The organism is Streptomyces sp. 8K308 (assembly GCF_004348315.1).
Lineage (GTDB): Bacteria > Actinomycetota > Actinomycetes > Streptomycetales > Streptomycetaceae > Streptomyces.
The window spans coordinates 1-3,256 of sequence record NZ_SMKC01000524.1 but is presented as its reverse complement, the minus strand read 5'-3'; the positions used below and the strand labels follow the sequence as shown (position 1 = coordinate 3,256).

Sequence of the window (3,256 nt, the reverse complement as noted above, 5' to 3'; positions counted from 1 at the left end):
CCAAACCCTTCACCTGGACAGCCACCACCAAGGAGATCCTGGCCAAAGTCCGCCTCGCCCAACGCAACGTCAAGAAACTCGTCGCCAACAACTCGAAGTAATCACAACAGAATCACGCGACACTAGGCCGCCCACCGTTTCCGTCGCCCCCGAATCCGGAATGCTCGGCGCTATCGGCGGGGCGTGCTGCCTGCGCCGATTTTTTGATGACGTGGATATGGTGTCAGAGTCGCAGATGCCTTCCGTCCTATCCGGGATATGACCGCCAAAGTGCGCAGTGTTGGCAGCGCTTCGGAGGGCGGGCGAAGCCGGCGTCAAAGGACTCGAGGTGGTTGCGGTCTATCCGTTATAGCGGACGATAGGAGGCCGGAAGTAACTGCTCGATTGAGTAGAACCTCTCGCTTGCGGATATTTCCGGGTGGTGACGCGGCCTGGCAGGACGCTCACGCCAGTGCGGGGGCGACCCGACCACCAGGACTTCGTCGCCGAGGTCGATCGGACGATCCCCGCCGGTGCGGGGGCTACCTTCAGCTGGAGACCCGCCCGCTGGTGGGGCTGGGACGATCCCCGCCTGTGCGGGGACGACGTGGTGCTGATGGTGAGCGTCGCGCGCTCGCAGGGACGATCCCCGCCTGTGCGGGGACGACGCCGGGCGGTCACAAACGCCCGTCCAGATGTCCGGACGATCCCCGCCTGTGCGGGGACGACCCCTTCGGGGAGGCTCAGTGTGGCCCGGCGGCGGGACGATCCCCGCCTGTGCGGGGACGACCTCGCGAAGCTCCTGGCCCGGTTCGAGGACGAAGGACGATCCCCGCCTGTGCGGGGACGACGCCCTTCTGGGCCACTACCAGGGTGATCGTCAGGGACGATCCCCGCCTGTGCGGGGACGACGGGGCCGCCGTCCACGCGATCATCCCCGTGATGGGACGATCCCCGCCTGTGCGGGGACGACCGCGAAGATCCCCGGGCCCGCACCTCCCGCCGGGGACGATCCCCGCCTGTGCGGGGACGACCCCGTGGCGAAAGCGTCGTTCACCACAGACGGAGGACGATCCCCGCCTGTGCGGGGACGACCGCAGACCACAATCGGGGCCATCGCCCGCGACGGGACGATCCCCGCCTGTGCGGGGACGACCACGCCCTGCCCCACCCCGATCTGCGGGCGGCGGGACGATCCCCGCCTGTGCGGGGACGACGGTGCACCGCGTTGACTAGGCTCGGAGAGCGCAGGACGATCCCCGCCTGTGCGGGGACGACACACCGTGCCGCCAGGGCCTAACGCATCGAGAGGGACGATCCCCGCCTGTGCGGGGACGACCCGCCGAGCCGCTCGATCGTCTCCGGCGTCATCGGACGATCCCCGCCTGTGCGGGGACGACGACGAGGTGTCCGGCGTCGCCGTCGGCACCCGAGGACGATCCCCGCCTGTGCGGGGACGACGAGCCGCGGTGGAACGCCTCCAGCACGCCAGCGGGACGATCCCCGCCTGTGCGGGGACGACAATCGGGCCATGTGCAGGGGGCGGCATGTGCCAGGACGATCCCCGCCTGTGCGGGGACGACCAGCACCTCGGCGTGCAGGGACACGGCCATGGCGGACGATCCCCGCCTGTGCGGGGACGACTGGCGCGGCGGCCGGCCGCTGCTCGCCTCCGGGGGACGATCCCCGCCTGTGCGGGGACGACGGTCGGCCGCGGTATCGGTGGCCTGCTCACGGAGGACGATCCCCGCCTGTGCGGGGACGACTGATGGGCCATGACCTGGGCCGTGGCCTGGCTGGGACGATCCCCGCCTGTGCGGGGACGACGGCCGCGCGGCGCTTCATGGCGCGGCGCTCGTCGGACGATCCCCGCCTGTGCGGGGACGACGACGCCCGACTTGCCTGGAAGAGTGACAGTGACGGACGATCCCCGCCTGTGCGGGGACGACCCGACCTGGATCGGGTACTTCGATGACGCCGAGGGACGATCCCCGCCTGTGCGGGGACGACGCCTCTGCGTTGGCGAGAGCGGTCTCGACCTGTGGACGATCCCCGCCTGTGCGGGGACGACATGGCGTAGATGTCCGCCATCCGCTCCTCGCGGGGACGATCCCCGCCTGTGCGGGGACGACGCGGCGATCGTCCGCATGGCGAAGCGCAAGGAGGGACGATCCCCGCCTGTGCGGGGACGACGGGCAGGCGATGTATGAGGCGGACATGGAGCCGGGACGATCCCCGCCTGTGCGGGGACGACGGTCACCCTGCTCACGCCGCCACCCCCAGCGGCGGACGATCCCCGCCTGTGCGGGGACGACACTTGCTGAGCTGGGCTTTTGTGTGGCGGGGGTGGCTTTTTCATTCAGTCGGATTCGGTCTTGGCCCCATTCTCTGCCACGCGCTGGTGGCGTTGTCAGTGGCGCGTGCCAGGGTCGCCGGTATGAGCGTAGAGGCTGAGAGACCCGCGATGGTGGGCCCTGGGGAGGACGCTTCGGCGGTTGATGTCGCGCGGCGGGCTGGCTTACCGGAGCGGGCGATTCTCCATGTCGGTGCGTTGTGGGGGAAGTCGGCCAAGTATGGCGGGGGGCGGGTCAATCTGCTGTTGAGTCACATGCTCGACACGGCGGCGGTCGCGGAGCAGATGTGGTTGGGGTATCTGGCTCCGAGTGTCCGGGAGATGTTGGACCGGATCTCTGGGGGTGACGGTCGGCGGCTGTTCATGTGGCTGTGTGGGGTCCATGACGTGGGGAAGGCGACGCCGGCGTTCCAGGCGGGCGATGAGGAGGGGGAGCGGCGTGTTCGGGCGGTGGGCCTGACATGGCGGGGGCCGGTTGTTCGGCGGAGCCGTCGGCAGTGGCGGCATGACAAGGCGGGCGGGAAGATCGTTCGCGATGTCCTGACCGACGTGTGGGGTCGTGAGGCGGTGGACTGGGTGTGGCCGCTGGTGGCGGGGCACCACGGGATCGTTCCGTCCGTGTCGGCCTATCGAGGGGGACGGGCGAGCGAGCAGGAACTTCACGGCCGTGGTGCGGACTGGCGGCAGGCCCAGGAGGCCCTGCTCGCGGTCTTCACCAGGTGCTTGGGGTATCCGGACTTCGCCGCCGTCAGGCCGGTCGCCGTTCCCACGAAGGCCGAGCAACTGTGCCTGGCTGGGCTGATCGTCAAGGCGGACTGGATCGCGAGCGACACTCGAGAGGGGCGGTTTGAGGGGCTTGGTCGGCTGGAGGAGATCAGTCTGGCCAGGGCCCGTGAGCGGGCGCGGAAGGGGTGGGCGGAGCTC

At 69.8% G+C, this 3,256-nt stretch carries 1 protein-coding gene and 1 CRISPR repeat array; the gene reads left to right on the top strand.

Annotated features, from left to right (window positions below; all coding sequences use genetic code 11):
* Positions 1-436 precede the first annotated feature (436 nt).
* Positions 437-2,294: direct repeats of the CRISPR family, unit length 28 nt; unit sequence GGACGATCCCCGCCTGTGCGGGGACGAC.
* 122 nt (positions 2,295-2,416) lie between these two features.
* The coding region (locus E1265_RS35130; protein ID WP_132935007.1) for a CRISPR-associated endonuclease Cas3'' at positions 2,417-3,256 on the top strand (840 nt) is incomplete at its 3' end.